The following is a 6,723-nucleotide window of genomic DNA, read 5'->3' as shown; positions in this document are numbered from 1 at the left end:
AGATTGCCCACGTGTTACTCACCCGTTCGCCACTGATCCACCCCGAAGGGCTTCACCGTTCGACTTGCATGTGTTAAGCACGCCGCCAGCGTTCGTCCTGAGCCAGGATCAAACTCTCCGTGAATGTCTTCCCGACAGTGCTTAATTAAAAGCGCCGGGTCCACACTCGCGTTGAGCGGCACGGCAACCACCGGAATAGGGTGATCCCGCGCACTGCGTCCTCGCTAGTGTTTGTTTCAAAAGGAATCTCCAACCCCAGGAAACCTGAGGCCGGGGATGTCAACATATCTGGCGTTGACTTTTGGCACGCTGTTGAGTTCTCAAGGAACGGACGCTTCCTTCGGACTGCCTTCCAGCAGACCCTCCGGGCTTCGTTCTTTCGTGTTTCAAGCTTATCAGACGTTTTCCGCTCCGTTTTCCGGAGTTTCATTCATCGGATTTGCTTTCCGCTTTGCCGCCCCGGTCTCCCGCGGCGACTCCGGAACTGTACGGTGACTGGCCCGCCACATGCAAATCGCCCCTGCCCGGGTTCCCGGGCAGGGGCGATCAGTGCCGATCAGAGCAGCTCAGGGCGGCTCACAGCCGGATCAGCGGACCTCGGTGATCTCCGGGCCGCGCGCGAACGGGTCGAGCGCAGTGCCGCCGAAGCGGCTGTCGCCCTCGCCCGCGGCGGCGGCCGCCCCGCCACCGTCGGCGACCATCTGGGCGTCCTCGGGAAGCTTCAGCACGATCGGGTCGCGGGGAGCCATCGGGGACTCGCCGCGCACGACGACCGTCTGGCGGAAGACCTGCTCCAGGATTCCGGCCATCTCCGGCTGCACCGCGGCCTGGCCGGAGATCACGCCGCGCAGGAACCAGCGCGGGCCGTCGCAGCCGACGAACCGCACCAGCTGCACGCCCTGGGTGCCGTCCGGCAGCTGCACCGGGACCTGAGCGCGGAGGTGCCAGCCGAGCGGGCCCTCCTCCTCCTCGATGAGACCGCCCTGCCCGGTGATGCCGCCGGCGATCTCCTCCCGGACCTCCCCCCAGATGCCCTCCGACTTCGGGGCCGCGAAGGCCTGGAGCTGGATGGCGCTGTTGCCGAGCACCAGGGTCGCCGCCACGATCGCGTCACCGGCGACCTCGACGCGCAGTTCCATGCCCTCGACACCCGGGACCAGCAGACCCCCGAGGTCGACTCGCCCCTCCTCGGGGTTCTCCAGTTCGGAGTGGTCCCACGGACCGTCGGGCCGGGGGGCCGGCGGCAGGCCGACCTTGTCGGCCTGGTCCAGCTCGGTCACGTTCTCGCTCTCGGCGGAACCTTCGACGTCATCGGCCGTCTCGTCGGCGCTGATGGCGTCGTCGGCGAGCTGCTCGACAGCGTCCTCGCTCTTCTGGCGACGACGGAACACGGTCACTGTCCTTCCCGGTCCAAGACCGATGCGAATACCTGCTCGGCTTCCTGCGAAGCCGCGGGCATGCTAGACCGCGGCGTGGCCGCCGGTCGACCCGAACCCGCCCTCGGCGCGTGCCGACCCAGGCAGCTCCTCCACCTCGTGGAAACGGGCCTTCTCGACCTGCTGGATCACCAGCTGGGCGATGCGGTCCCCTCGGCGGAAGCTGACCCCCTCGCGCGGGTCCAGATTGACGACGATCACCTTGATCTCTCCACGGTACCCGGCATCGACCGTCCCCGGGGCGTTCACGAGGGCAACGCCGCAACGAGCTGCCAGCCCGGAGCGGGGGTGGACGAAGGCCGCGTAACCGTCCGGCAGGGCGACGGCGATGCCGGTGGGCAGGACGGCCCGCTCACCGGGGGCCAGCTCCGCGTCGACGGTGGTGCGCAGATCGGCGCCGGCGTCCCCGGGCTGCGCGTAGGCGGGCAGCGGCAGCTCGGGATCGATGCGCTTGATCAGGACGTCCAGCTGCGGACGGGGGGTGTCGCTCAAGGGTTCACCTCAAAGGCTCGTGCGCGCTTCATCAGATCAGGGTCGTCGAGGACCTTCTCGATGTCCTCGGCACGACCGTGCGTGGTGAAGTGTTCCAGCTTCACCTGGACGAAGAGGGCCTGCGCGCGCACGGCGACCGGTCCTTCCGGGCCACCGATCCGCGCCTCGGCGGCGCTGTAGATCTTGCGGCCGTGCACACCGGTGACCCAGGCGCGCAGGTGCAGCACCGAGTCGACGGGCACCGGGCTGAGGAAGTCGGTCTCCAGCCGGCCGGTCACGGCGGGGGCGTGCAGCAGCCAGTTGAGCGTGCCGAGGGTCTCGTCCATGGCGGTGGTCAGCAGCCCGCCGTGGGCCAGGCCGGGGCCGCCCTGGTGGGCGTCGCGGATGGCGAACTCGGCGGTGACGTCGAGTCCCTCGCCGGCGACCGCGTCGATCCGCAGGCCTCCGGGGTGCTGCGGGCCGCAGCCGAAGCAGTGCTCGTAGTGGGAGCCGAGCCGGGTGCCGGGGGCGGGCGCCTGGGGGTGGCGCTCGGGCAGGACGGCGTCCGGCGGCGGGGTGGTCGGCGACGGCGGCAGCGCGGGCGCCGGCCGGTCGGTGGGGGTGGTGGGGGCTGTCGTACCGGTCACGGAGCCCAACCCTACCCAGGGGTAGAACGGCCTCCGGTGGGGGTGGCGTCCCGGGCCGGGCGTCAGGGCGCCCACAATGGAGGCATGTACGACGAACGCCTCACGGTGCCGCGTTCCTGGTGGCTGCTCCCGATCGCGGTGGGTCTCACGCTCGCGCTGATCCTGATCCGGGTCAGCGGTCCTGCCGCGCTGATCGGGCTGGTGGTCGGCATCGCCGCCGGCGCGGTCGCGATCAGCAGCTACGGCTCGGCCCGCATTCGCGTGGTCCAGGGCTCACTGGTGGCCGGCCCGGCCCGGATCCCGGTCGACGCGCTCGGCGGCGCGCAGGCGCTGAGCCCGGCCGAGGCCGCGGCCTGGCGCGGCCCCAAGGCCGATCCGCGCGCCTTCATGCTGCTGCGCAGCTACGTCCCGACGGCGCTTCGGGTCGAGGTGACCGACCCGGCCGACCCGACGCCGTACCTCTACCTGTCGACGCGCTCGCCGATGAAGCTGGCGGAGGCGCTGGAGGACGCCAGGCGCGGCGCCCGCACCTGAGGCCCCGGGCGGCCGGACCGCGGACGAGGACGAGCCGGACGGAAGTGGCCGGACAAACGGAGAGGGACGGTTCCGCTGCTGCGGGACCGTCCCTACGACTTTGTCCTGACCGATTCACCGGCCGACTCCGTCCTGCCGGGACCGTCCTGCCGGACGGTTCCCGGACCTGCCGTCCGGCCCCGCTGCCCGGGGCCGGAAGGAGCGGTGTGCCGGTCCCGCGGGCGCAGCCGCGGGCACCGGGCCCTGTCCGCCGCGGTGCTCAGGCGCCGCAGTCCCGGCAGATCGGGTTGCCGTTCTTCTCGCTGTAGAGCTGGCTGCGGTGGTGAACCAGGAAGCAGCTCATGCAGGTGAACTCGTCCGCCTGCTTGGGCAGCACTCGGACGGCGAGTTCCTCGTTCGAGAGGTCGGCGCCCGGGAGCTCCATGCCCTCGGCGGCGTCGAACTCGTCGACGTCGACAGAGCCGCCGCCCTTGTCGTTCCGCCGAGCCTTGAGCTCCTCGATGCTGTCTTCGTTGAGCTCGTCGTCAGTCTTGCGTGGGGTGTCGTAGTCGGTTGCCATTTGTCGCTCTCCCCCTCCGGGTTTGTGCGGTGTGTGCGGTATCTCCAGCGCACGTAACGCATGGGGGGCCGGTCTTGTGCCCGACCCGAGGCGGAGATTTTGCCTTACTTCAAGCCCTGTTACTCAATCGACACTCAGCCCGGGCTCCATCGGGGTGATCCCCGGGGCTGTGGAAGGCCTCACGCTGGGCCATCGTCGGCCCTCCTCAGCCCCGGCGAACCGGACACGCACAGTGAGCGTCGCGGGTGCGAACACTCGCCGAATCCCTTACCGGCCAGGGATGCCGACCGATCCCGCGGTCCGGTCCGAGTCCGAAATCCGGTCACGGACCGCGATCGGCACCCCTGATCAGGTGATCACTCTCCGAGGTTGCCCGAAATCGCGGAGCGACACGATGTGAGCTTGGTCACGTTCAGAATCTTCCTGGGCAAACCGCTGAAAATCCACCCACTCCGACCGTACGGCGCCGAGCCTCAGACCGCGCTCTTCCGAGCCGCGCGACGAGCCACGAGAGCGGCCTGGCGCTCCTCGAACTTCCGGGCCTGGCTGTCCAGCCCGTCCAGGAAGACGCCCAGTTCGTTCTGCGCCAGCAGGCCCTCGGGGCCGAGGCCGCCGATCTCCATCACCTTGAGGTGGCGCAGCACCGGCTGCAGCACGTCATCGTGGTGGATACGCAGGTTGTACACCCCGCCGAGGGCGATCTGCGCGGCGGCGCGCTCGAAGCCGGGGATGCCGTGGCCGGGCATCCGGAAGTCGGTGACCACGTCGGCGATGGCCCGCATGGCCTGGTCGGGGGCGATCTCCAGGGCGGCCTTCAGCAGGTTCCGGTAGAAGACCATGTGCAGGTTCTCGTCGTTGGCGATCTTCGCCAGCAGCTGCTCGCAGAGCGGGTCGCCGGCGTACTTGCCGGTGTTGCGGTGCGCGATGCGGGTGGCGAGCTCCTGGAAGGCCACGTAGGCGACCGACTGCAGCATGCTGTGCGCGTTGTCGGACTCGAAGCCCTCCGACATGTGGCTCATCCGGGCCCGCTCCAGCTCCACCGGGTCGACCGCCCGGGTGGCGAGCAGGTAGTCGCGAATGGCTATCCCGTGGCGGCCCTCCTCGGCCGTCCAGCGGTGCACCCAGGTGCCCCAGGCGCCCTCGCGGCCGAACATGGTCGCGATCTCGTGGTGGTAGCTCGGCAGGTTGTCCTCGGTCAGCAGGTTCACCACCAGCGACACCCGGCCCAGCGCGGTCACCTGGGACTGCTCCAGCGACCAGGCTTCGCCGCCCAGCACGCCGTCGAAGTCGCGGCCCTGGCTCCACGGGACGAACTCGTGGGGCATCCACTCCTTCGCCACCTCCAGGTGGCGGTTGAGTTCCTTCTCCACGACCTCCTCGAGGGCGAGGATCAGCCGCGCGTCGGTCCAGCCGCTCGCGACGAGTGAGGAGCTGCTCTGCACAGGGGCGATGGTCACGGTCTTGCTCCTGAGGGGACGGCACGCGCTGGGACGGGCGCGCTGGACGGGAACACGTCGTAGGAACCCGTCGACGGGGACCGCCGGCGGACTCACCTACGGTTGCGTAGGTTACGACACCGTAAGTTGCTCGGGCCGGAAAAGACAAGCCGCCCCCGCCAGGCCTTATGTCGTCTTGACGGGCCTGGCGGGGACGGCTGGAAACGGTCGCCTGCGGAAGGGGCGTTCGACCCTTACGGCGAGGGGAGGCGGACCCTCATGGTGAGGCCGCCACCGGCGCGCGGCGTGGCCTCGACGGTGCCGCCGTGGGCGCGCACCACCGAGCGGACGATGGACAGGCCGAGCCCGACCCCCTTGTCGCTGCGGGTGCGGTCGGCGCCCTTGACCCGGCGGAACGGCTCGAAGATGTGCTCCAGTTCGTACCCGGGCACCACCGGTCCCGTGTTGGAGACCACCAGCTCGCCGCCGCCGGGGACGGCCGTGGTGGCCAGCTCGACCCAGCCGCCCGCGGTGTTGTAGCGGACCGCGTTCTGCAACAGGTTGAGCGCGAGCCGCTCCAGCAGCACACCGTTGCCCGCGACCATGGCCGGGTCGAGCTTCGAGCGCAGCTCGACCTCGCGCTTGTCGGCCTCGCCCCTGGTCTGCTCCAGCGCCCTGGTGGCCACCTCGGACAGTTCCACCGGGCGCCGGTCGGTCAGCTCGTTCTCGCTGCGGGCGAGCAGCAGCAGGCCCTCGACCAGCTGCTCGCTGCGCTCGTTGGTGGCCAGCAGGGTCTTGCCCAGCTGCTGGAGGTCGGCCGAGACTCCCGGGTCGGAGAGCTGGACCTCCAGCAGGGTGCGGTTGATCGCCAGCGGCGTGCGCAGCTCGTGCGAGGCGTTGGCGACGAAGCGGCGCTGGGAGTCGAAGGAGCGGTCCAGCCGGTCCAGCATGTCGTCGAAGGTGTCGGCGAGCTCCTTGAGCTCGTCGTCCGGGCCGTCCAGCTCGATCCGGCGGTGCAGGTCGGAGGAGGCGACGTCACGCGCGGTGCGGGTGATCCGGCCGAGCGGGCGCAGCACCCGGCCGGCCATCGCGTAGCCGGCCGCGAAGGCGATCACGGCGAGGCAGACCAGGACGGTGAGCAGCTTGCGCAGCAGGGTGTTGAGCGCCGCGGCGGCCTGGATGGACCTGTTGTCGTTCAGCCACTGGTCGAGCCCGGCCTGGCTGGTGAGGCTCCGGCCGTCCGGCGTCAGCACCGAGATGCCGGGCCCGGTGAGCACCAGGTGAGGCTGGCCGACCTCCTGGAGGGACTGCCGGACGAAGAAGTACATCACCAGCAGCAGCACCACGCCGGCCATCAGGAACATCCCGCCGTACAGCAGGGTGAGCCGCATGCGGATGGTGGGGCGGAAGGGCAGCCAGGCGAGCAGGCCGTCACCGGGGACGTAGGTCTCGTGCTCGCGCGGCCGGGCCGGACGCGGTGGGTGCGCGGGCTTGGGCGGTACGGCACGCGGGCTGCCGGCGGGCGCGCCGGAGGGCCCGCCGGCCAGGGGCGGCGGGGTGGTCATGACGGTCCTCTCGGGGCGTCCGCCGGGGCGGGCGCTGGGTACGGCGGGAAATCCTCGGAGCGGATGCCGGAGGGG

At 70.5% G+C, this 6,723-nt stretch carries 7 protein-coding genes and 1 rRNA gene; 1 reads left to right on the top strand and 7 read right to left on the bottom strand.

The features are described from left to right. The 4 genes from BU198_RS07865 to BU198_RS07850 form a co-directional block, all read right to left on the bottom strand. Window positions 1-124: ribosomal RNA gene (locus tag BU198_RS07865) — 16S ribosomal RNA — on the bottom strand; the annotation flags it as partial. 463 nt (window positions 125-587) lie between these two features. Then, window positions 588-1,391 carry a DUF3710 domain-containing protein gene (locus BU198_RS07860; protein ID WP_188296109.1) on the bottom strand — a complete coding sequence of 268 codons (804 nt, stop codon included), beginning with the start codon at window positions 1,389-1,391 and terminating at the stop codon, window positions 588-590. Between the two features lie 69 nt (window positions 1,392-1,460). Continuing rightward, window positions 1,461-1,928: a dUTP diphosphatase gene (gene dut, locus BU198_RS07855; protein ID WP_030239204.1), complete on the bottom strand. Its 468-nt coding sequence runs from the start codon at window positions 1,926-1,928 to the stop codon at window positions 1,461-1,463. Further along, window positions 1,925-2,503: a PaaI family thioesterase gene (locus BU198_RS07850; RefSeq protein WP_188296115.1), complete on the bottom strand. Its 579-nt coding sequence runs from the start codon at window positions 2,501-2,503 to the stop codon at window positions 1,925-1,927. The genes dut and BU198_RS07850 overlap by 4 nt, the downstream gene beginning before the upstream one ends. A gap of 135 nt (window positions 2,504-2,638) precedes the next feature. On the opposite strand from BU198_RS07850, the gene BU198_RS07845 reads away from it, so the two are divergent. Continuing rightward, the gene (locus BU198_RS07845) at window positions 2,639-3,088 is read left to right on the top strand and encodes a DUF3093 domain-containing protein (RefSeq protein ID WP_188296108.1); all 450 of its coding nucleotides are present in this window, start codon (window positions 2,639-2,641) and stop codon (window positions 3,086-3,088) included. 259 nt (window positions 3,089-3,347) lie between these two features. Here BU198_RS07845 and BU198_RS07840 read toward each other — a convergent pair whose 3' ends face one another. The 3 genes from BU198_RS07840 to BU198_RS07830 form a co-directional block, all read right to left on the bottom strand. After that, window positions 3,348-3,647: a DUF4193 domain-containing protein gene (locus BU198_RS07840; protein ID WP_030057692.1), complete on the bottom strand. Its 300-nt coding sequence runs from the start codon at window positions 3,645-3,647 to the stop codon at window positions 3,348-3,350. Between the two features lie 473 nt (window positions 3,648-4,120). Next, window positions 4,121-5,104, bottom strand: coding sequence for an acyl-ACP desaturase (locus BU198_RS07835; RefSeq protein WP_188296107.1), 984 nt, complete (start codon window positions 5,102-5,104; stop codon window positions 4,121-4,123). Between the two features lie 233 nt (window positions 5,105-5,337). Next, a complete protein-coding gene (locus BU198_RS07830; RefSeq protein ID WP_188296106.1) occupies window positions 5,338-6,648 on the bottom strand; it encodes a sensor histidine kinase in 1,311 nt (436 codons plus the stop codon). Window positions 6,649-6,723: the final 75 nt, after the last annotated feature.

Origin of the sequence: Streptomyces sp. CBMA156 (assembly GCF_014596515.1) — a bacterium.
Lineage (GTDB): Bacteria > Actinomycetota > Actinomycetes > Streptomycetales > Streptomycetaceae > Kitasatospora.
This window is presented reverse-complemented; position numbering and strand designations above follow the sequence as displayed.